At 47.6% G+C, this 21,418-nt stretch carries 22 protein-coding genes; 10 read left to right on the plus strand and 12 right to left on the minus strand.

All coding sequences use genetic code 11. The features are described 5' to 3' along the window. Positions 1-277: 277 nt before the first annotated feature. A complete protein-coding gene (gene oadA, locus GWP43_RS01695) occupies positions 278-2,164 on the plus strand; it encodes a sodium-extruding oxaloacetate decarboxylase subunit alpha (protein WP_162662213.1) in 1,887 nt (628 codons plus the stop codon). A gap of 60 nt (positions 2,165-2,224) precedes the next feature. Continuing rightward, entirely contained in the window at positions 2,225-3,586 is a 1,362-nt protein-coding gene (locus tag GWP43_RS01700; RefSeq protein ID WP_230977893.1) for a glycoside hydrolase family 3 N-terminal domain-containing protein, read from the plus strand. Positions 3,587-3,632: 46 nt separating this feature from the next. Here GWP43_RS01700 and GWP43_RS01705 read toward each other — a convergent pair whose 3' ends face one another. Together GWP43_RS01705 and GWP43_RS01710 are read right to left on the minus strand one after the other, a co-directional pair. Continuing rightward, the gene (locus tag GWP43_RS01705) at positions 3,633-3,932 is read right to left on the minus strand and encodes a type II toxin-antitoxin system YafQ family toxin (protein ID WP_162662215.1); all 300 of its coding nucleotides are present in this window, start codon (positions 3,930-3,932) and stop codon (positions 3,633-3,635) included. Further along, the gene (locus GWP43_RS01710; RefSeq protein WP_162662216.1) at positions 3,929-4,129 is read right to left on the minus strand and encodes a DUF2281 domain-containing protein; all 201 of its coding nucleotides are present in this window, start codon (positions 4,127-4,129) and stop codon (positions 3,929-3,931) included. The genes GWP43_RS01705 and GWP43_RS01710 overlap by 4 nt, the downstream gene beginning before the upstream one ends. Before the next feature lie 216 nt (positions 4,130-4,345). Between GWP43_RS01710 and GWP43_RS15160 the strand changes: the two genes are divergently transcribed. The 4 genes from GWP43_RS15160 (at position 4,346) to GWP43_RS01720 (ending at position 7,021) form a co-directional block, all read left to right on the plus strand. Further along, the gene (locus GWP43_RS15160; protein ID WP_269138864.1) at positions 4,346-4,630 is read left to right on the plus strand and encodes a CC/Se motif family (seleno)protein; all 285 of its coding nucleotides are present in this window, start codon (positions 4,346-4,348) and stop codon (positions 4,628-4,630) included. 327 nt (positions 4,631-4,957) lie between these two features. Further along, positions 4,958-5,284, plus strand: coding sequence for a 2-dehydropantoate 2-reductase N-terminal domain-containing protein (locus GWP43_RS15165; protein WP_269138865.1), 327 nt, complete (start codon positions 4,958-4,960; stop codon positions 5,282-5,284). Beyond that, the gene (locus tag GWP43_RS01715; protein WP_269138866.1) at positions 5,238-5,891 is read left to right on the plus strand and encodes a 2-dehydropantoate 2-reductase; all 654 of its coding nucleotides are present in this window, start codon (positions 5,238-5,240) and stop codon (positions 5,889-5,891) included. The genes GWP43_RS15165 and GWP43_RS01715 overlap by 47 nt, the downstream gene beginning before the upstream one ends. A 71-nt stretch (positions 5,892-5,962) precedes the next feature. Further along, positions 5,963-7,021, plus strand: coding sequence for a PTS sugar transporter subunit IIC (locus GWP43_RS01720; protein WP_162662217.1), 1,059 nt, complete (start codon positions 5,963-5,965; stop codon positions 7,019-7,021). A 140-nt stretch (positions 7,022-7,161) separates the two neighbouring features. On the opposite strand, the gene GWP43_RS01725 is transcribed toward GWP43_RS01720, so the two are convergent. Continuing rightward, positions 7,162-7,776 carry a YoaK family protein gene (locus GWP43_RS01725; RefSeq protein WP_162662218.1) on the minus strand — a complete coding sequence of 205 codons (615 nt, stop codon included), beginning with the start codon at positions 7,774-7,776 and terminating at the stop codon, positions 7,162-7,164. A gap of 63 nt (positions 7,777-7,839) precedes the next feature. On the opposite strand from GWP43_RS01725, the gene GWP43_RS01730 reads away from it, so the two are divergent. Genes GWP43_RS01730 through GWP43_RS01745 form a run of 4 tightly spaced genes read left to right on the plus strand, consistent with a single transcriptional unit; the run spans position 7,840 to position 11,943 of the window. Then, positions 7,840-8,760, plus strand: coding sequence for an ABC transporter ATP-binding protein (locus GWP43_RS01730; RefSeq protein ID WP_230977894.1), 921 nt, complete (start codon positions 7,840-7,842; stop codon positions 8,758-8,760). Next, complete coding sequence (locus GWP43_RS01735) at positions 8,757-9,491, plus strand: ABC transporter permease (protein WP_162662219.1); 735 nt, start codon at positions 8,757-8,759, stop codon at positions 9,489-9,491. The genes GWP43_RS01730 and GWP43_RS01735 overlap by 4 nt, the downstream gene beginning before the upstream one ends. Beyond that, positions 9,488-11,056 carry a Gldg family protein gene (locus GWP43_RS01740; RefSeq protein ID WP_162662220.1) on the plus strand — a complete coding sequence of 523 codons (1,569 nt, stop codon included), beginning with the start codon at positions 9,488-9,490 and terminating at the stop codon, positions 11,054-11,056. Before GWP43_RS01735 ends, GWP43_RS01740 begins: the two co-directional genes overlap by 4 nt. Next, positions 11,053-11,943, plus strand: coding sequence for a DUF4340 domain-containing protein (locus tag GWP43_RS01745; protein ID WP_162662221.1), 891 nt, complete (start codon positions 11,053-11,055; stop codon positions 11,941-11,943). Before GWP43_RS01740 ends, GWP43_RS01745 begins: the two co-directional genes overlap by 4 nt. Before the next feature lie 50 nt (positions 11,944-11,993). Here the strand turns inward: GWP43_RS01745 and GWP43_RS01750 are convergent, their stop codons facing one another. The 9 genes from GWP43_RS01750 to GWP43_RS01790 form a co-directional block, all read right to left on the minus strand. Continuing rightward, positions 11,994-14,228, minus strand: a complete 2,235-nt coding sequence (locus GWP43_RS01750; protein WP_162662222.1) for an AAA family ATPase — start codon at positions 14,226-14,228, stop codon at positions 11,994-11,996. Next, positions 14,221-15,261, minus strand: a complete 1,041-nt coding sequence (locus tag GWP43_RS01755; RefSeq protein ID WP_162662223.1) for a hypothetical protein — start codon at positions 15,259-15,261, stop codon at positions 14,221-14,223. The genes GWP43_RS01750 and GWP43_RS01755 overlap by 8 nt, the downstream gene beginning before the upstream one ends. A 14-nt stretch (positions 15,262-15,275) precedes the next feature. Then, on the minus strand, positions 15,276-15,899 hold the full coding sequence (locus tag GWP43_RS01760) for a TP0733 family outer membrane beta-barrel protein (protein WP_162662224.1): 624 nt from the start codon (positions 15,897-15,899) through the stop codon (positions 15,276-15,278). 137 nt (positions 15,900-16,036) lie between these two features. After that, a complete protein-coding gene (locus tag GWP43_RS01765; RefSeq protein ID WP_230977896.1) occupies positions 16,037-16,612 on the minus strand; it encodes a hypothetical protein in 576 nt (191 codons plus the stop codon). 2 nt (positions 16,613-16,614) lie between these two features. Next, positions 16,615-17,208, minus strand: a complete 594-nt coding sequence (locus GWP43_RS01770) for a hypothetical protein (protein WP_162662226.1) — start codon at positions 17,206-17,208, stop codon at positions 16,615-16,617. A gap of 2 nt (positions 17,209-17,210) precedes the next feature. Further along, positions 17,211-17,678 carry a hypothetical protein gene (locus tag GWP43_RS01775; RefSeq protein ID WP_162662228.1) on the minus strand — a complete coding sequence of 156 codons (468 nt, stop codon included), beginning with the start codon at positions 17,676-17,678 and terminating at the stop codon, positions 17,211-17,213. Then, positions 17,675-18,697, minus strand: a complete 1,023-nt coding sequence (locus GWP43_RS01780) for an RnfABCDGE type electron transport complex subunit D (protein ID WP_162662230.1) — start codon at positions 18,695-18,697, stop codon at positions 17,675-17,677. Before GWP43_RS01780 ends, GWP43_RS01775 begins: the two co-directional genes overlap by 4 nt. Then, positions 18,687-19,964, minus strand: coding sequence for a 4Fe-4S dicluster domain-containing protein (locus GWP43_RS01785; RefSeq protein ID WP_162662232.1), 1,278 nt, complete (start codon positions 19,962-19,964; stop codon positions 18,687-18,689). Before GWP43_RS01785 ends, GWP43_RS01780 begins: the two co-directional genes overlap by 11 nt. After that, positions 19,961-21,418, minus strand: coding sequence for a hypothetical protein (locus GWP43_RS01790; RefSeq protein ID WP_162662233.1), 1,458 nt, complete (start codon positions 21,416-21,418; stop codon positions 19,961-19,963). The genes GWP43_RS01785 and GWP43_RS01790 overlap by 4 nt, the downstream gene beginning before the upstream one ends.

Here is a 21,418-nt window from a genome sequence, read left to right on the forward strand (position 1 = left end):
TGCAGTGGGTTATCTCACATGCCGCATCGAGGGCGTTGATTAGTCGGCGCGATTCTCGTCTTTACCCTTCCTAACACAACTTATGAGAACCTCTAAAAGCTTTAGAAACCAACTGCAGAATAATGAGACTATGATTTTTAAAACCAGTCTTTCCGTTAGCCTTTTGTAAAAAGTGCATCGCATATTTACAAAAGGTGTATACCTTGCAAAAAGCACCAATAAGCAATATCATTGTGCCCTGATGTTCATTGTATGAACCGCATAGGAGTAATAATATATGGCACATAAAGTTCGGATTTCCGATCTGGTATTAAGAGACGCGCATCAGTCTTTACACGCAACGCGCATGACAACCGCAGATATGCTGCCTATTTGCAACAAGCTGGACAGCGTCGGGTATTGGAGCCTGGAAGCATGGGGCGGAGCGACGTTCGATTCATGTATTCGTTTTTTAAATGAAGATCCGTGGGAGCGGCTGCGCTCTTTGCATAAGGCGCTGCCAAATACTCCTATTATGATGTTGCTGCGCGGACAAAACTTATTGGGTTACCGGCACTATGCCGATGATGTCGTCGATGCGTTTGTGAAAGCTGCCGCCGATAACGGCGTTGGTGTGTTCCGTATTTTTGATGCGCTTAATGACCCGCGCAATCTTAAACGTGCAGCTGATGCAGCAAAGAAAACCGGCAAGCATGTTCAAATGGCTATCTCCTTTGCGACAACTCCGTATCATACTATCGAAAACTATGCGGAACTGGCAAAAACGTATACGGAATTCGGTGCCGATTCCATCTGTATTAAAGATATGGCAGGGCTTTTAAAGCCGATGGAAGCATTCGATTTAGTAACGGCGATTAAAAAGAAGACGAGTATCCCGATCAATATTCATACCCATGCAACAACAGGGCTCTCCGTAGCGACACTGCTCAAAGCGGCCGAAGCGGGAGCTGATATCTTGGACACTGCGATTTCATCGATGGCGATGGGAACCTCGCACAGCCCGACAGAAACTATGGTAGAAATTTTCCGCGGCACCGAATGGGATACCGGTTTGGATATCAACCTGCTCCTTGAAATTGCAGCCTATTTCCGCGAAGTGCGCAAGCATTATGCTCAGTTTGAATCGAGCTTCCTCGGCGCGGATACCCGTATCCTCGTGTCGCAGGTGCCGGGCGGTATGCTTTCCAACCTTGAAAATCAGCTGCGCGACCTTAAAGCCTCCGACAAAATGGATGCGGTATTAAAAGAAATCCCGATTGTTCAAAAGGACTGCGGCTATATTCCGCTTGTTACTCCGACTAGCCAGATTGTCGGCACTCAGTCGGTATTCAATGTCTTGTTCGGACGGTATAAAAAACTGACCGCAGAGACCCGCGACCTGCTTATCGGCCGGTATGGTAAAACTCCCGCTCCGTGCAACGAAGAACTGGTAAAAATCGCTTTGGCAGAAGCAAAAGTTGAAGCCCCTGTAACAGCGCGTCCTGCCGACCTCATTCCTAATGAGCTGGATAAAATAAAAGCCGAAGCAAAAGAAAACGGGGCGGGCAATTCCATCGAAGATGTTTTGACTTACGCGATGTTCCCCAAGGTTGCCCCCAAATTCTTTAAAGAGCGCAGTAAAGGCCCCGTTGTGTTTACGGCGCCGGCGGCGGAGAAAAAAGTAGCAGGCAGTGCAAGCAGCGGCTCGTATACGGTAACGGTAAACGGAACCGATTATGAGGTTTCTTCATCTAACGGAACATTCACCGTAAACGGTACTGCATACGCAGTAAGTGTAAAAGAGAACGCCTCCTCCGCATCTACGCAAAGAACGGCTGCCGCAGTTTCGGCATCGACCACATCGGCAACCCCTGCCGCAGCGCAAGCAGTACCGGCATCAAAACCGGCAACGTCCGCGGCTCCGACTGCTTCTAAACCCGTTGCGGCATCTTCATTAGCAGCAAGCGACAGTGGTACAAAGCTGCTCGCTCCGGTAACCGGTACCCTTTTGCGCTACACTGTTGCGGAAGGTGCACAGGTGAGCGAAGGGCAGACGGTCATGATGCTTGAATCGATGAAGATGGAGTTGGAAATTAATGCGCATAAGGCGGGAGTTATTCACTTTGTGGCTGCAGCCGGTGCGCAGGTAGCAGAAGGCGACTCACTCGCAGAAATACGCTCATAGCCGCTCCGCCGGTATTACTTCTCTATGTTATCGCTAAAACAAATATGCTGCAGCTGTTGTATGACGGCTGCAGCTGTTTTCTTTTTTACCATTCCCGCTTTATTTGCGCAACCTTTTGCCGCCTTGCTACAAGCGGCTTCTCTCTCAACACAAACAGCGCCAACATCAGCGCAGAACGGCAGCTCTCCCGAATATACCGGCAAGAGAGCCGTACTGTCACGCAATCTTGCCGTATCAACAGCAGCTCCCGAACATACGGCATCATCTCAAAATGAGGAAGCCCTACGTGCCGTTGTTTCTCAGCTTTCGCTTGAAGAAAAAGCGGCGCAAGTACTGATGGTTAATATTGCAGGGAGCAAAACGGCGGATGCAAAAAGCATCGCCTCGTTTAAAGGAACCGCTCCGGGTGCCGTGCTTTTGTTCGGGTATAATATCGCAGACACGCCCCAAGCGGTCACAGATTTTTTGGAATCGGCCGTACAAGGTTTTCAGGAAGCGGCGCGCCGTTCAGGTCATATTTTTATCCCGCCGCTTTTCGCGCTGGATAATGAAGGCGGTACCGTATACCGAACCCGCCGCATTACCGCCCCGCTGCCCGCTGCAGAGGAAATCGCCAAGCGTTTTTCTGTCGAGGAAACGGAGGAGCTCTATCGATTGTTGGGACAGCAGATGCGGGAGCTTGGTCTCCATCTTAATCTGGCACCGGTTGCGGAAGCAGGATCGGAAGACGTTTCAGCGGCGCTCGGTACGCGGACATTTAGCCCGGATCCCGAACAAGCGGGACAATACGCCGCCGCCGCAGTGCGCGGTATGCAGGGAGCCGGTATTCTTGCGACGGTCAAGCACTTTCCCGGCAACGGCACCGCAGATTTGCACAAAGGCGCTGCCGAATTAACCGTTGACTATGACACCTTCCTCAGCCGCTATTGCTCAGTATTCCGGCCTTCAATTACGGACGGTGCGGCAGCGGTGCTCATTTCTCATATTACGGTGCCGGCAATTGAAGCAGTGCCGTTCTGCTTTTCCGCAAAGGGAATTGCCCTGCTCCGTAATGCATTGGGATTTTCCGGTCTTATCATCACCGATGACATTGCGATGCAGGCATTAAACCGGAACGGCGCATCGCCTGAAGAAAATGCCGTGCGTGCAATCGCTGCCGGTTGCGATATGGTTATGTGTTCGCTGTCGAAAATCTATCCGTTGATTGAAGCCATTGCCGAAAAAGCCCGCACCGACACCGCGTTTGCAAAGCGGCTTGACGAAGCAGTGCTGCACGTTTTAACTGCCAAGCAAAAAGTGAAACTCATCGATACAAGCAAGCCCATTGCTACCAATGACTTCTTTATATTGCATACACCGGATTGGGAAAAATTCCGACACGCAAAAGAAGCCGCCGCCGTATACGGAAAGGCAACTCGTTAAAAACTCATTGTAAGCAATACTATCGGGTTGAAGCGGATATTAGGCTTTAATTCTTTTTACTTTTACTTATATCAAATATATTTGTGTGGGAGCTAATCCTGTAGACGGTAAGGATTAATAATTCATCATTAACAGATTTTTTATAAACTAAAAGCAAATCAGGATGTATATGACATTCTCTATATCCCTCATAATTTCCATGTAAGCCATGGTCATGATATTTTGACTCAAGAATTTCATTATTCAAAAGTTTCTTTATTACATAGTCCGTATCTTCAATTTCTGATTTTGATAACTTTTTGTAGTCTTTGCGAAAAGATTTTGAAATATGAAGTTCACTTTTCACACCATTGCCGCCTTAAAATCATCAAAGGATTTGAAAATTTCTACTTCACCCCGTTCAACTTCTGAAATTGCTTCATCAAGGCCGTTTTTAGAAGTTTTTTTACTCTTGAACAACAAGAAATCTATAAATTCTGAAACCTCTTGCATATAGTATTCCGGAACAGTCTTTAATTTCTCCGCAACAACTGCATACGACATAAAAAACTCCTTATAAGCTATTTACAACTATAACAAATATATCACATCCAGCTTCTTTTTTCCATCAGGTAAATGATCTTCCTGCTACGCAAAATTTTTTTAATAGATTTGACGAAAAGTAAAATTTTTTTTATATTACTTTCAGAAACTAGGAATAAATCCTATAATTGAGAAATTTCTTTAATGTTTTAATGTATTGAAGAAAAAGGAGGAACTATGACAGTTACTGTTGATGAAAAAGCAAGAGCTTTTCTTGCAAAACACAATGAAACCAGCGTGTATACCTACTTAGGCGGATGCCGCACGTGAGGCGGCGTCGTACCTCAACCGGCCGTGTTTGCCGGTTCGCCTGATTCGCTCGATGACTACGACACCTTTAATGCTGACGGTATTACCGTCTATGTACGCAAGGATACCCAAACCGAAAACGGCTCGCTTACCATTACGGTGGTTAAGATGCTGTGGATGGATTCTTTAGCGGTAGAAGGGATGGCATATTAGCCGCTGAAATTATCCCCGCAGGATGAACGCCTCCGGCAATCGATTTTCACCCTCTTGTGAAAATCGATTGTTGGGGTTACCGATATGTCTTAAACGGAAGAAAATAAGCTGAAAACCTGCAATAATTTATAAACATTATCAGGGAGCTCGATTTTTGCCTAACACTGTGAGTTCCGTGATACCGGCGTATGATTTATAGACATTGTATATGAAAAGCGATAAAATACCGGCCATTAGGATAGCGGTGTTCTATACGGGTTTTATAATCCTATTTTTATAGATAATATACTATCTATTATACCGGTCTATCCTAATAGAGGAGTTTTTATGAAGGTTGTTATTGCCGGCTCAGGTGCTATGGGCTGCAGTTTCGGTTTTATGCTGCAAAAAAGCGGTAATGATGTAACACTGCTGGACGGTTGGCAGGATAATATCGATGCAATTAGGAAAAACGGTTTGCACTTGCAAGACGGTACTGCGGAACTATCGACAAAGATCGATGTTTATAAGCCGGAAGAGTTTAAGGGCACTGCCGATTTTGTTATCGTGTTTACAAAATCGATGCAGTTGGAACATATGCTGAGTAGTATTAAACATGTTCTGAGGGATGATACAAAAATCCTCTGTCTTTTTGAATGGCCTCGGGCATACTGAAACACTGAAAAAGTTTATCGCGCCTAAAAATATTTTTATGGGTGTTACCGTAGTAACTGCCGGTATGAAGGGGCCGGGCAGTGCAGTGTTGTCAAGCCATGGAAAAACAGAAATTCAGAATATTGTACCGGAAGGCAAAGCCGGTGCGGAGGCCATTGTAGAAGCGCTCAATAAAGCAACAATGCCTGCCGTTTATTCCGACAATATTTTATGGTCTATTTGGCGGAAGGCTGCACTCAATGGAGCAATGAACAGTACCTGCACAATTATGGAATGCAATATGCTGGAGCTTGGCGGTATCGTAGGTTGTAAAGATATGATGCGCTGTATTATCTCCGAATTTGCCGCAATAGCAAAAACACAAGGGGTTACATTGGATATCGACTCCGTAACTGACTACGTTTACGGGTTTACGCAGCCGGACTTTGTCGGGGCAAAGCACTATCCTTCGATGCACCAGGATCTGATCAAAAATCACCGTTTAACTGAAATTGATTTCTTAAATGGTTATATTTCCCGTAAAGGTAAAGAACTGCATATCCCTACACCGTATTGTGATCTTATTACCACCTTTGTACACGGCAAAGAGAAATTATTCGGGTTATAAAAGGGCAATGGGAGTATCATTTTGGGGTACTCCCGTATTTGATAGTATAAGGATATAAGATCGAGAACATTATGGCTGAACAAACAAAGAAAATTACGGTTAAATTTTTTATTAATACGCTTTTAAATGGCATGGCTGCAGGAATTGTTGTTGCCCTTATTGCTAACGCTGTTTTAGGACAGATATTTAAGGCGCTGGCGCCATACGGTGCCATATTCGGTATGCTGTACCAGTCTGTTGCGGATGTGCAATATTTGGTATCTGCGGTGATCGGCTTTATTGTCGGTATACAGCTCGGTTTTGTGCCGATTAAGGCTTCTATGATCGGTCTTGCCGGTTTTATCGCGTCTGGAGCAGTACGCCATGTAGACGGTATTGTTAAACTTGTCGGTATCGGCGACTTAATCAATGTGATGATTATTGTTGCACTGGCAGCCCTTGTTACGCTGTGGTTGGGTAACAAGCTCGGCTCGCTTACGATTATTGTGCAGCCGATTATTGTCGCAGGCGGGCTGGGAGCATTGGGGCTCTTTATCTTGCCGTATGTAGCAGAAGTAAGCGCTGCAATCGGCCGCGGTATTAACTCGTTTACCGTGCTGCAGCCGGTACTGATGTGTATTCTTATTGCCGCATCTTTCTCTATTGTCATTATCTCACCTATTTCGACGGTGGCAATCGGTATTGCGATTGGACTTGCAGGGTTAGCATCCGGGGCTGCAAACTTGGGTGTTGCTGCTTGTACTGCCGTACTTATTGTAGGATCGTGGCGTGTAAATAAGGCTGGAATTACCGCAGCTATTGCCCTCGGCGGTATGAAGCTGATGATTCCAAACCTTGTGCGTTACCCTATTATGGCATTGCCGGTTGTATTAACGGCCGCTGCATCAGGGATCGCAGGGCGTTTCCTAGGTATTATGGGCGATAAGGTGAGTGCCGGTTTTGGTATTGCAGGGCTTGTCAGTCCGATTAAGGCATACGAGCTATTAAGCGGATCTCCCGCTGTGCGGATTGGTGCATTGCTGATTGCATACTTAGTTGTACCGTTCGGCTGTGCTTTGCTGCTGCATATTTTGTTTACAAAAATAATTAAACTCTATAAGCCGGAAATTTATAAATCCGAAGCGGTGTAGGTATTTAACGTCATGCATGGCAACTGTATCGGATATTTCCGATGCAGTTGCCGTATTAAGACGGAATATCTTCATGTAAGAATATCATATCATTAGAAGCAACAACCCCGACGCAGAGCGTTGCCGAAAAACGGCAGGTATTAAACCGCACGAATAAAAGCAAAATAAAATATCGCAGTAAAGAAATAGAAAATTGCAATAATATAAAAAAACAAAGCGGAAGGGATAAATGCGGAAGCGGCTGCCCCGGCGGCAAAACATACGATACCGGACAGATAATGTACACCGCGCCGTAGTTCTTGTCGTTTTCCACGCATGACCTTTCCCATCGCGAGTCCCGCATCCGTTAAATAGCCGCTAAAATGCGAAGTTCGTATTAAAATTCCGTCATAAGGAATGAACATACCGTTTTGTATACCAAGTATTACGCAAGTTATGATAAGCACGATTTGCAATGGCGGTCTTATAACGGCGATCGCGAAAAACACTGTTGAGAAAACCAATAATAGAATACCGTAGCGTTTTGAGAATGTACAATCACTTTTATGAAAAAGCATACCGGAGATGCATGCGCCGATATAAAAAGAAAGAATAAGCAATAAAAATGCGGCGGCCTCTGCAACAGCTCCTTGGGAAAGGGTCAGCGCTGCACGAGTAATAGTACCGGTGTGATGGCTGACCGCCGTACCGGCTATAATAAAAAATACACCGTTCAGGAACCCTGCGATAAAGGTTAGCAGATGTATTAATATCATTAGAATAAGTTTATGTCTTTTACTCACTCGAATACTATAATCCGATTTCGATAGAAAAGCTACGTGATTGGTTCATACAAAGGCTTTAATACCTGTCGTTTCCGTTCTACTCCGGGGTTTGTTGATTATTCGAAAAGTGATATAGTACCGGCAGAGGCGATAGTGATTATCCTTGAAGTACAAGACATCTGTAAATATTACGGCACAGGAAAGAAGCGGCAAACCGGTTGCGAACACATCAGTTTTACCGCTGAGGCTGGAGGTATTTACTCCCTGCTCGGATTAAACGGGGCGGGGAAAAGTACGGTATTGAACAGCATCAGCGGGTACCGCTTGCCCTCTTCCGGAGATGTATCGATTTGCGGATACTCCATTTTGAACGAACCGATCGAGGCTAAGCGGAATATCGGGATTTTGTATGAGCAAAACCCGCTCTATGATTCGATGACGGTGCGAGAGTTCCTGCTTTTTACGCTGCAAATGCGCGGCTTCGGTAACATCGTGCAGCAAGACCTGCTTGACGAGGCGGTTGAGTTTACCGATCTGCAAGAGGTATACGCCAAACGGATTAAAGAGCTGTCGAAAGGGTATCGGCAGCGGGTAGGGCTTGCGCAAGCGATTATCCATCACCCCCGCCTCGTCCTCTTGGACGAACCCGCGTCCGGCCTTGATCCGTTCCAGCTGAAAGACTTCGAAAAAAAGATACTCGCGCTATCCACGTATGCGGCGGTCATCCTTTGCACCCATCAGCTTGAGCTGGCCGGACGGATATGCTCGCAGCATATTCTGCTCCACAAGGGACGGCAGATTGCCGGAGGAACACGGGCGGAACTCGCCGAGCGTTTATACGAGGACTTCGGCATTGAAGAAGATGCTGCTTCCGATACGCTTTTGTTCAAGACCTTTGAACAGTACGCCGGAGTTACCACCCGCGAGTTCCGTGAATCTGCCGTTTCCGAATCCGGTAAGCGGGGGCGGCGATGAATCGATTCCCGGCGTTTAAGGCGCTTTTTAACAAGGAACTACATACCCTCATATACAGCCCCGCGCTCTATGCGGCGGCGCTCGTGCTTTACCTCGGAGCGGCGCTCCCGTTCGTGGGTTCAGGCTACTGGTTTTCGGCGGGGCTATCGGACTTCCGCGCTTTTTTCCTCAATCTGCCGTTCCTGTTCTGTATTGTCATTCCTCTGCTTGCGATGAACAGCTGGGCTGATGAAAAAAAGCACGGCACCGACCGACTCCTTGCCGCCTATCCGGTGGATAAACGCCTGCTTGCCGCGGCAAAATACGCAGCCCTGCTCGTCTGTTTTGCAGGAGCCGCCACGCTTACGATGGTGATTCCGCTTTCGGTTATTCCGCTTGTCTATTTTGATTTTTTTCCGTTTTTTCTCTCATATTGCGCTGTCCTCTTCTTCGGCGCAGCCTTTACCGCATGGTCGCTCGCACTTTCAAATATCTCTGCGCACACTGCCGTCAGTTTTTTGCTCAGCTTTTTTACCGGTATCTTTTTTACCGCAAGCCACGTCTTAGCTCAAGTTTTGCCGCTCCCGTCAGCCATTGTAAAAATACTACACTATTGCTCTTTTACGCTTCATTTTGAATCGGCTGCGCGCGGTATTTTCGACACTCGTGATTTCTTCTTCTATATACTGCTCATCGTCGCGGCGCAGGGGCTTTCGGTTTTTTTACTGTACGTTCAGGAGGAAAGCCGATGAACACAAAATCGATAAGCATAAAGATGCGCAGCGTAAAAGAGTATCGTATTCAAGCCCTGCTGTTGGGCGCCATCGTCGTAACGGCAGCGCTGCTCTCACAGCGGTTCTATGCCCGGCTTGATATGACACAACAGCGCACCTATTCGCTTTCAGCCTATACCCGATCGATACTGAACGGCCTCGAAGGGACGGTAACAATCACGTGGTTCCGCTCGTACAATATTGACGGGTTCCTGCCGTCGCTTCAATATGTTGAAGACATCCTTGCAGAATATCAGCGTACTGCGGACGGACGCTGTCTCGTGCGATACAAGGATACGGAGAAGCTTTCCCCGCAGCAGCTGAATCAGCTCGGCATTGTCGCTCGGCAAATTGAACGGAACAGCAATAATACGCAGGTACTGCAAAACCTCTATTCGGGATTGCTGTGCGAGTACCGCGGGGAAAGCCGCGTTATTCCGTTCCTCTCCGATATCTACACCCTTGAAGCTGATATTGCGCGTTTTATTACCGAGATGAATCAGGATGCGCAGGGGCGAAAACTCGACCGCTCCGTTTATGTTGCGTTTCCCGAAGGCGGTGCAGAAAACGGCGCAACGGGTAATTATAAATATGTGTTGCCGTGGCTTGAGTATGCGGGGTTTGTACCGATTACGTTGACCAAGCCTTATCCGGAGCTGCACCCCGAAATTCCGCTATTGGTAATCGGCTCTTCCTACTTTGATGCCGATATGCTGACGGCTGTTGATACCTTCATTAACAGGCACGGTTCCGCCGTCTTTTTTGTGTCCGCAAACACCGTGGATATCGGCGGCAGCTGGGAGGCAACACCCAAAAAAGATGACGGACTGCTTGAACTGCTCGCTCGCTCCGGCTTTGCGGTGCAGACTAATCTTGTGATGGATCCCGTGAACTTCCGCATGACATTACCGGCCGCCGACGGCTCTCGGTATGAGCATATCAACTACCCGTTTTGGGTTCAGGTGTTCCGGCAAGAGGCGGAAGCGATTCCTCCGTTGCTATCTGCGGCAAAGCCCGCGCAGTTTTTCTGGCCGTCGGAGCTGGTGTGTACCGCCGCGCGGGGAAAGACGCCGCTTCCACTGCTTGTTTCAAGCAACAAGTCGGCGCTGCAACTGCCGCCGTATAACACCGACCCGCACGGAACTCAGCTTACAGCCGCCGCGAACGGCGAACACGCAGCCTATCCGCTTGCAGCTTTCAGCGAGCGGGGCGTCAATGCGGTGAGCGGTATCAGCGGCGCAGACAATGCGCGGCTTTTGGTGGTTGCGGATGAGTATTGCGTGAGTTCCGCCGTAGAATACACAAATTCCGATGCGAATTTGGACTTTATGGTGAATACCGTGTACTGGATTGCGCGGCAGGATGCGCTTTTACAGCTAAAAAACAAACAGCCGGCAGTTTTGCCCTTCCGCTACTTTGAAAGCGATGCGGCGTTTAACCGCATTATCGCCGCCGCCCGTATCCTTAACCTTGTGCTGGTACCCATGCTGATTATCGGTGCAGGCGCCGCGCTATACATCCTCCGGCGGAGGAACCACGCATGAAAAAAGAAACAAAGGTTCTGTTTATCATCCTCTGCGTGCTGCTCTGTTGCTATGCGCTGAGCTTCTTATACCGGCCTTCCCGGGCGGGCATTTTTTCGAGCAGCTTGATGCATGAACCGGATATCCGCGAGGTTGCGGAAATCCGGTTTTCCATTCCGACAAGGGCTGAACCGGTAGAGATGGGCGAAATAACGCTGATTAAAGACGGCGCCCGCTTTTATCTCCGCACCGGAAACGGCAGCTATCCGGTCAGGCAGGAAATTATCGATCGTTTTTTTTCGCTGCTCGGCGCCGGACGATCCTTTCTCCCCATATCGGCACGTCCGCAGGATTATCCCGATTACGAAATCGATGACGGACACGCTTCGCGTATTGTCTTTGTGCGGAAGGATAAAACCATTCTTTCGGAACTCTTTTTCGGAATGACCGATGCGGCCGGCGCTGGTCGGTATGTGCGGACGGGAACAAGCGTCAAGGTGTTTTTAATCGATAATGCGTTTGAACCTTTTTTAACGGTCGCCGCTCCGTTCTGGCTCGACTTACAGATATACGCGGCACTTTTCCGCGGCACGGGCATCCAAGGCTTGGAGTATGGAAATCACAGCGTAATCAGAACGGAAGCGAACGGTGCTGCGTTCCGTGCATTGGAAAGCTTTTTAGAAAAATTCTCCTGTATCGACATATACAGCGCGCCGCCATTGCAAAGTCCTCAAACCGCATGGGTGCGTTTAGCGCTCGGCAACGGCACGGAGCTGCACTTTTCGTTTACGCCCCTGCAAAGCGGCGACTATGTATTCTTCGACAGCCGCAACTCAAATGCCTACCTCATCAGCGGATATACCTGTGAACAGCTGCTCCGGCATATCGATGCGGTATGTAATTCATAATGGGGATAGAAACTAAGGATTGGATAAAACGCCGTTATGGTGGAGTTTCTCTAAAGGGAAACACTCATGTATACGACGGTGCGGGTATACACGGCAGGTTTTCTACACCGCTGTTCCAGCTGCTGAATGATTTTTTCGAGGGAACCTTCCTCCGAAACAAAAGCGCTGCGGATTGCCGTGCCGTATTCGGATTCTGCCGAGAACCATCGTCCGAGTTCGGCCTGTGTTACCAGCCGCTTTTCTTGATAGTCTACCTTTTTCAGCAGCTGTATGCGGTAGCCTGCTTTTTCGGCGATGTCTACAACGGTGTTCTCCGTCCATGCGATGTGTTTATTTCGGCTGTCGGAAAAAAATGCGGCTTCGGCAGCCGAAAAACGATTTACGGATTCGTCAGACGGGAGCAGTGCCGACAGCCGGAGTCCCTGTTGCGGAAGCGCGAATGCAAAAATGATACGCGCACCGGTGGCATGTTCTTGCGCGATACGGGAAAAGAAAGCGGTAAAACCGTCCGCAGTCGCAGCGGGGTTATACGAAAGCACAACATCAAAGGCCAGCTCGGGAAAAAGAGCCTTACTATCTGACGGAGCGGATAGGTTTTCATCGAGCTGAGTAGCGGCAGGTATTTTTTCTCTAGGGTGGGTACAGGCTGGAAGCACGGTCATAATCGGATGGTCTAAAAATTCAAAGGTTTCCGCGTACCGCTGTGCGGATTGCAAGGCTTCTTGGTGTTCAAAGATTCCTGCGGTACATCCGTTAAGGGTGATACGGGTACTCGGCCACAGCAAAGGCCCCCCGTCAGCCCGGTACACCAGCACACGGTCATCGGCGGACAGATTTGCTAACTTGATAAGGGTGTCCCGTATCTGCTCCAGTATTTCGGCGCTGCTGCCTTCCGTCCGTGCCTGCCAATCCTCAACCGTAAAGGCATCCTTCTTTCCCTCGGCAGCCTCGTGTATTGCAGCCAGCTGGGTTTCCCGCTTTGCCAGTACCTCGTTCCGTATCTTTTCTTCATAGCCGGTGTATCCGGGGGTGTAAAACACCCTGCCGATCAGTTCGTCGGGCAAGTACTGCTGTGCAATCCAGTGGTCGCGGTAGGCATGGGGATACAGGTACCCTTCTCCGTGCCTGAGCGATTCTCCATCGCGGTTTGCATCTTTCAAGTGATTCGGCACCTCGGTCTGTTCCTTTTCTACCGCCTTAAGGGCATCAAAAAAACCGAGCGAGCTGTTCGATTTAGGGCATGTCGCAAGATACAACGCAGCATGGGTCAGATGATACCTACCCTCCGGCAAACCGATACGGTCAAAAGCTGCCGCTGCGCTCGTAACGACAGTCAGTGCATAGGGATCGGCAAGTCCGATATCCTCGCAAGCGGAAATAAGCATACGCCGAAAGATAAAGTGAGGGGACTCCCCTGCCCGCACCATTCGGGCAAGCCAGTAAAGAGCAGCATCGGGATCACTCCCTCGGATTGATTTTATAAAAGCACTGATGATATCGTAGTGGTAATCGCCGTCCTTATCGTAGAGTACCGCTTTTTGCTGGATACTTTCCTCAGCGGCCTGCATATCGATGATGATTTCCGTACCGGCAGGCGGCGGCCAGTGTTCGGTAGATGTCTCAACGGCTAGCTCAAGAGCGTTTAAGAGACTGCGGGCATCACCTGCAGCGGTTTCGACAAGATGCTCCAATGCGCCTTCGGTAAAAGAGACCTTCCATTTTCCGTAGCCCCGCTCCGTATCCTGCAAGCACCGTTCCACAGTCCGGTACAGGTCGGCATCGGTGAGCGCCTTGAGCTGAAATACCCGACTGCGGCTCACTAAGGCTTTATTCACTTCAAAAAAAGGATTTTCGGTTGTCGCGCCGATAAAGATAACGGTTCCGTTTTCCACCCACGGCAGCAAAGCATCCTGTTGGGCGCGGTTCCATCGGTGTACTTCATCGACAAAAAGAATGGTCGGTTTTCCGTAGAGTTTTTTATATTGCTCCGCCGATGCAATCGCATCGCGTATCTGCTGCACGCCTGCAAGGACGGCGTTTAAACTTAAAAAATTACTTTTGGTATGATTGGCAATAACTTGAGCAAGGGTGGTTTTTCCCGTCCCTGGCGGCCGGAAAAAGATAACGGACGAGAGCCTATCCGCTTGGATTGCTCTTCTTAAAAGCCTCCCTTTCCCAACAATGTGTTCCTGCCCGATATATTCGTCAAGACTGCGGGGGCGCATTCGTGCAGCAAGCGGAAGCCGTTCCGCCGCCGCTGCTGTCTCGAATAAATCTTTATTCACGGTTCCATTCTATTTGACCGGGATTGTAGAAGCCCCATAAACCGGTATATCTCGTATTGGGATCGTTTATACCGGCATAGATGACATAACCGGTACTGCTATCAAACGCATAAATAGGATTAATCACATATTTTCCAACGCTGTTGTTATATTGAAGAATATTCCCCGGCGGGACGGAAGAATCTGCGGAACCCGCTTTAATCGGTTGTGCACCCGCAAGAGTAGGCGCATCGCCGGCAAGCTTAATTTCTCCATATCCCTTTATACCGCTGCTGATCAGTACTAAGTGCTTATTTTCCAAATAGGTAATACTTTGAGGGCTGCTTACTCCGTGTACAATATTTGTCCAAGTCGAAGTATTGCCGTTATAACAGTACAATTTCGTGTTGTCAACAACAAAGACGGAGGAGTCTGTAGGTCCTTCACAAATACCCTTTAGTCCCGAAGAAGGACTACCAGGTATCTTTGTCCTGTCCTTCTTGTAAAGACCATCTTCCAATAAGCAGTATAAACCGGCTGCACCGACCGGCGCCTTGTCGGTAGGCGACGTCCATGGAGCCGATAACGTACCATGTTCAATGGTTCTTATCGTATAGGTTGTCGCATTACCGCTCTTTCCCGATTCGATTGCAAAAACAAGCCGCGATCCGAAAACAGCCTGCGCCGTTAGTCCGGACGCCTTAGTCCAAGATTTAGTTCCCGTGTCGTAGTAATGAATTGCAAAGGTATCGCTTTGTTCAAATGCGGCATAGAGGTCGGGGCCATCGACAGCAAGCCCTGTACACAGACCTGAGGGACAACCCTTCATCTCCGACCACTTTCCTGTTTTTCCCTTTTCCTTGTACCATATTTTTCCGTTTGAAGCATATAACGTATCGCCAATCTTAACTATTCCGCGGACGCGACCTTTAACGGTAGCTGGGTTGAGTTTTACTTCCTGCTCTATTGCAGCGAATATCGGCGGGTTTTTACATGCTGATAACACGATTACAAGAGAAACCGCGAGGGTAGCGGCAAATAGTATTTTTTTCATAGTTCTGTTCCTTTTTAGAAGTGATACCGGGCTGCAAAGCCGATATTCAAGAAATTGCCCGTACGATTAAAGCTTGAATCTTTATACCATTGCGGAACTATATCCCATGATAATTCGCCGCCGAACGACCATTCGGGGGAATACTGATAGAAAACGCCGGCTTGCGGTCTAAAGAACAAGCTGAAATACCGCGTACCGTTATAGGATTGAAAATCGCCGCCGATCCCGAACGTGAGCGGAATACGGAATTTTTCGATTGCAAAAGTGTATCCTGAATTGATGGTAAAGGGAATGGCAAAATAGAGATTGCTGCCGCGCGTTAAATGAAAGGTAAAAGCAACATCACCGCCGATGGAAACTCCTTTCGTCAGATAATGAGTATAACCGAGGAAGATGCTGCCGCCCGGATAAATCTTGGGGTTAATCGCAAACTTATTCGGCGAGGTATTAAAAAGCGGTATCCCCAGCTGTAAACCCATGCGGATAAACTGATCGCCCTTCCGAATAGGTTCATAAACATACGCAGCAATAGGGGCTTGCGCAGACGGCGTTTCCGGTTCTTGAGTTTCGGCAGCTTCTTGCGCAAAGGTATTCCATATCAAAATAGAAAAAAAGAAAAATAACCAACAACGTTTCATAAAGGAATTCAACTCCATCTCATTTTATAGGATTGGGCATCTCTAAAAACTCAAGTATAGATTTGTAGAAGATCCCAATAAAACAATATCAAAATTATCTCGTAAAGTATTTCTAAACAATCACCCTGTACCATAAGTTACAGAAGTGCCGGTGTCAGCCATGCAACGTCCCATGCATAGAGCGCTAATGCAATCAACCCCATACTGATTAGTAATAGCGGGGCATTTTTCCATTGCGCGCTGACATTGCTTTCCTCAACCCTCCGTCTGACAGCGCAGAGCACAAACGACCAAACAAGCATACTTACTAAGGCGCTCACCAGAATAGCAATCAGTTCGATATAGGTGAAAGCCTGATAGAGGGCAAAGATAACGGTACCGCCCGAAAACAAGCGTTCCCGTATCAGCCGACTTTCAGAATGTTTAAAAAATATTCGGTGTACGGCCAGATCGCACAGATATACGATTATCAATGCGGCAATCGGCGTTATACTTACGATATCGAGCGGTAATAAAATAGAAAATTCAAGCAGCCAGCTGAGTGATGCAGAAATGAGCATCACCGCGCCGTCCCGTAGAATAAACGGAATCACTACGCGGGTTGAACGCGCATTCATCGAAAGGCGTTCCAAACCGATGCCTTGTAAAAAAATTAAAGAAGCGGGGAGGGTATAAAAAAAGATTATAGATACGATAAACATATGCCTTCTCACTACTATCGATTCCGATGCATTTCATCGGTTTGGAAGGGTAACAACTCACCTTTGTGGAAGCTGAGGAAAAGCCAGAGTGCAACACCGAGCATCATAAGAACGCCGGCGCTGCTCCCCAAAAACTTAAGCGGTAAAGGGAACGGGATAAGCGTAATACTGAATAAGCCGGAGCGAGCAGGTAAAGAAACCGTACCGAACACCACGAGTTCCCGCAATATCGAAATAACCGCTAAGAGAATTGAATAGAGTATCGGCATTTCAAACGGATATTGGCTTGAATCATACATACCGATGCTGATAATCAGTATATACGAAAACCCAACCATATATATGTATCTTTCGAGGCTAATTGCCATCACGGGAAAAATTGCCCCTACGATTTGCGCATATAATGCTGTCGCAAGAATAATATCAAGGAAGAGTATAATCTGAGAAAATTTATCAATTTTAAAATAAGCGATAAGCATCTTACTTACTATTCCGACCGCCAAAAGAAGCCAAAATTCCGCAATAAAGATCAGACCTTCAGCAAAATGAGCTACGAGAGGGATGACCGGACATAAACCTAAAAAAAAGACAACCGATTTATTGACCATAATTATCGCTCCTGCTTCTTCATTAGCGTGCCGATTTTATTCCGATGTATTGCAATAGCTGATTGCGTTATCCCGTAACTCTCCGCCTGCTCCGGAAGAGCATCAACCCCTGCAAGTCCACAGAATACACAGCCGCTCGAGCGTTCATAAAAAAAGACGGCAGGATAAACGCCGTACTTGCCTGTTATCGGAAGCATAAATACTAACGCCTCATGTCCGGAGTATGTTGCGGACAATACGGCTCTAAATGGCAAGCCGGATAATCTTGAATTATCCTGTCCTAAGATAATTATTTGCTGCCCTTTAAAGCCGGGATATGCCCGGCAAAGCTTTTCTGCAGCGGCGGTCAAACATAAGGCATCCGCTTTTTTCCGTAGATATGACAGCCCAAAAAATGAGGCTAAGAATACAAGCACAATTCCGGCAAGTGCAGCATATTTTTTTAAAAGGTGTTTTGCAGCATCGGTCATAATGCACCTCGTCTCCTTTTATAAAAATATGCTTCCAGCCACTCGATGAGGGGAGTGAGGCAACCAACAAATAAAACGGCAAAAGGGATACCGGCCGGTATCGCACCGGGACCCGCAATACAAAAAGCGAAGATGCCGGTCAATATGCCGGTGATAAATCTCCCTTCCCATGAACGGGGAATGGAGCCGCTGTCGTTCATGACAAAAAAGGCCGAAAAAAGAGCGCCGCTCGTCAGTATCGCAGATAATACATCACCCTGTCCGTATGTACTTGTGTGCCCTGCGGAGGGAAACAAATATACAAGCAGGCCGTAGACGATCAAAAAAGTAAAAGGAAGTGTTTTATGGATCGTTTTTACTGACAACAATACGATTGAAGAGCATAACGTTAAAAGATTATATCGAAAAGCCGGTATGGCGGATGGATAGTGAAGAAAAAGTCCGATATACCCTTCCGGAAGTGTTACGTCAACTTCGTGCAAAAATGTCGAGTTGAACATTGACGTTATATATTGATCGGCCGGTGTCTGCAACAAACCGGAGCCTTTCAGGGCGGAAAAAACACTGCCTTCGGAGATTATCCGATTGATACCGGCCGGTTGTACAAAGCAATCGGGCTTGCACACTGCAGCAATGCAGGCGGCAAGCATGACCGGATTAATCCATGAGAAACCTTTTCCGCCGAAAACACCCCAGCTGAAAAAATAACTCATAAACGCGATCAAGAAGCTAAAAACGAAGCCTCCGTTAACCGGTAGGAAAAAACCGATCAACAATCCGGTTACGAGCGCATGAATATCAAAGGAACTTTTTCCTTGCATATAACCGATAAGAAAAGACGCAAGCGCTGCTGCCGCTCCGGCAGATATGACCAGAAAGATACTTGCAAAATCGTGCATAATGCCCATCGCGATAAGCTGAAGCGATAGGAGGCTCAGCACGAGTATAGCGGTTTGCCGCGCATTCATACCGGTATAGATGTAGGGTGCAGGAGCGAGCATTGTACGGTTATACGGCATAACTATCCCCTCTTGCTGCTGCCGATTTGATAATCGCGCTTAACGGAATACGTACCGGACATACTGCCGAACAACAGGCACAACCACTGCATAATGCAATAGAACGCAGCGTTTCGGCTGTGTACCGATCCCTTTGAATATGGCGCACCGTATTTATGGGGTCGATATATGCAGGGCAGCTCCGCAGGCATTGTCCGCAGTGCCCGCATTCCTCCAGTTGTTGTTGAATATCAATATCTTTCCCGACCGCGTGGATCGATTTAATTCCCTTGCCGGCAGGTAAGTCTAAACTGTCAACCAACGTTCCGCGCAACAAACCGTTAATAATGATATGTGTATTTTTGCTTTTAAAGCCGCCGCATTCTTCTATCAGGTGTCCGATCGGTGTCCCGATGCGTACTTTAATAACCTTGGCGTGTTCCAATGTCTTGCCGGTAAGGAGCAAATACGTTGTCAACATCGGTTGGTTTTGTTGCACCGATTCATAAACCGACAACGCAGTCGAAGCGTCGATCACGACAGCATCTTTTTCTGCCGAGCGTGTATGGGCAGTTCCTGCGGGATAGGTTTGCGAGACAGTAATATGTGCAAGGTCTCGGTCGGGGATAACGGTTCCGATCGTATCAAAAAGGGCACGCTCTTTCTTTTCCGTGCCTGTTTCTACAATGATTTTTGCGGCGCCCATCGCATGAGCGATAATGTTGATTCCTTCTGCGACTTCGCGGATAAACCGGCGGGCTAAAAAAGAATCCAGTAAGCAGGTAGGGTCTTTATCGTAAAGCATAACGGTTAGCGTTTTTATACCTTGCTTTACCGCCGTTCTAATGTCTTCTGCGAGAGAAATCGTTTCTCCGGAGGTATTGACTAAACCGGCAAGATCGAGAAAGTGAATCAGTCCTGTCTGATCGCTTTGCTTCCATAAATACGGAGTGCGTTGCTTACCCAATATTCCAAAGCTGCCCCCTGTTTTGATATGAAGTCCACGGAATGAATGGCCGTTTGGCAGCTGCGTATCGACAATCCCCGAAACAATGCCGGGAACCGAGGCATGAACATGTGCTGATGCGCTATTTCCCGCACGAGCAATCATCTGCCCTTCATTTACAGACTCTCCTATGGAGACGAGCGGAAGGCCACTCGTTTGTGTCCTGAATGCAAGCGGCACCAGTGCATATCGCGGCAGAAAAGCGTTTCCTTCAAATTGGGGCTCTAAGCGGATATATTTCGCTTGCTGTTGTCCCCGTTTAAACCGTATAAATTCTATCATCGTACCTTGCTCATTATAATCAGAACACAGGGAAATAACAACGTACCGAGGATAATAAAAAATGAGGTAAACGGACTCAGTGTAGATACGTGTAAGGGGCGATAGGCAGCAGCTAAAAAACCGGTCTGAGCTATCAGCATTTTCTCTAATGGGAGCAGTACCAGCCGTTCATTCCTTAATGCGCGGAGAATAAACACCGTATCGAAGGAGTATATAACTTTTTCTTCACGATGCAGTCTTCCGTTCGAATCCTCATAAAAGGAATCAAAGTACACCCGCATATTCGAAGTAAGTGGTTGCAGCGATTCATGCACATTTAGGTAGGGCAAAACAGCCGTATACCAATAATCTTCTATATAGTTACTTAAATCGGGAAGATAATCTTGCGGCCGCGATGCCTGCACGGTGAAAAAGCCGGAATCGGTAAACGGAATCGGCTGCCGTGAAACCGACTGGGGCGCACTCAATTTAGCGGCAGCGGGACTCAAACGGTTCGTTGAGAACACAAGCGGTATAATCGCAGACACCAGCAGCAAACAGCCGGTTAAAACGGTAGCAGTAATTGCATATCGTGTGTTCCAAAACTGTGCCCATGATTGCGGATGCATGGCAAACAGCTTTAACGAAGGATGTTGACGGTACTGCTCCCAATAGGTCTCTTTCAGCTGCAAAAAGCTGTATACGGAAAAGAGTATGCTTGCCGATAACAGCAGCGCCAGCAAGAAAAAGCACAAGGAAACTACTCCACCGATAGCCGCAGTCAACAGCGGGGCAGCAGGGAGAATCAGCATGAATATATTATGCTTTATCCGCTCTTTAAGTTGCTTCCACTGAATAGTCAATTCGTTTTCAAGAGCTTCCAGCCAATATGCGGCAGTCAATATACTTAACAGGGCAGTTGCAGACGATAAACTGCTTTTAATACAAAAAGCATAACAGACAAAGCTGGACGCAGCGGCAAAAAACAGCAATTTTTTACGGGAACCGGCAATGCAGTAGGCAAACAGAATAAGCGCAAGAAGTCCTTGTATCGGACTATATGGAATAGCAGCTTCAAGAAAGAAATGAGCTCGTTTACCGTAGAGCGAAAAATAGAACGAAAGGTATTTAAAAATCGAAGTATACGGAAGGTACAGATATTGATATCCGCCGTCGTCATCGCGGAACCATCGGGTATAACGGCCGATATCGGTAAATGGAAACCGTTCATGCCGGCCGGTTCCTAGTAATGAAAAGCGGTTTGAAACGGAAAACTCCGATGCAACTCCCGATATACCGGCCTCTTCCGCAGCTGAAACATACGGTTCAATATCGTCCGAGCAGGGAACCGCTGCTATCCGGTATCCAGCCCATACAGGAGCATAAAAACGGAGAGGAAAGATGATAAAAAGCAAGAGAATTCCGGTTGCGATGAACGCCGACAAGAAATATAAAAAACCGTTCAGCCGCTTCAT

Origin of the sequence: Treponema vincentii, from assembly GCF_010365865.1 — a bacterium.
In the GTDB taxonomy this organism is placed as follows: Bacteria; Spirochaetota; Spirochaetia; order Treponematales; family Treponemataceae; genus Treponema.